The 432-nt window shown below is 64.1% G+C and carries 1 protein-coding gene; it reads left to right on the top strand.

Annotated elements, in window-relative coordinates:
• Positions 1-107: 107 nt before the first annotated feature.
• The coding region (locus RNB18_RS52480; RefSeq protein ID WP_311721114.1) for a pyridoxamine 5'-phosphate oxidase family protein at positions 108-432 on the top strand (325 nt) is incomplete at its 3' end.

Genomic DNA, 432 nt, shown 5'->3' with positions numbered 1-432 from the left:
ACTTCGCAGTTCGGCGTGCTGTAACCGGCCGATCGGGTTACCGACCGGGTTCGCAGGGACCGGTGACCCCGTGGCTATGGTGGGCTGACCGAGTGGAGAGGTGACAGGTGGGCAAGAACGAGCGCACGAAGATCGTCATGAGCGACGATGAGATCGCCGAATTCATCGAACACAGCCGGACCGCGACGATGGCCACGGTGCTGCCCAGCGGCCGACCTCACCTGGTCGCGATGTGGTACGCGGTGCTCGACGGTGAGATCTGGTTCGAGACCAAGGCCAAGTCGCAGAAGGCGGTCAACCTGCGCCGAGACCCCACGATCACTGTCATGATCGAGGACGGCGACACGTACAACACCCTGCGCGGCGTGTCGATCGACGGCACCGCCGAGATCGTCGACGACCCGGAAACGATTCTGCGCGTGGGCATCAGCG

Source organism: Streptomyces doebereineriae (assembly GCF_031845645.1).
GTDB classification, from domain to species: Bacteria; Actinomycetota; Actinomycetes; order Streptomycetales; family Streptomycetaceae; genus Streptomyces; species Streptomyces canus.
Note: the sequence above shows the minus strand (reverse complement) of the source record. Positions and strands in the feature narration are given on the sequence as shown.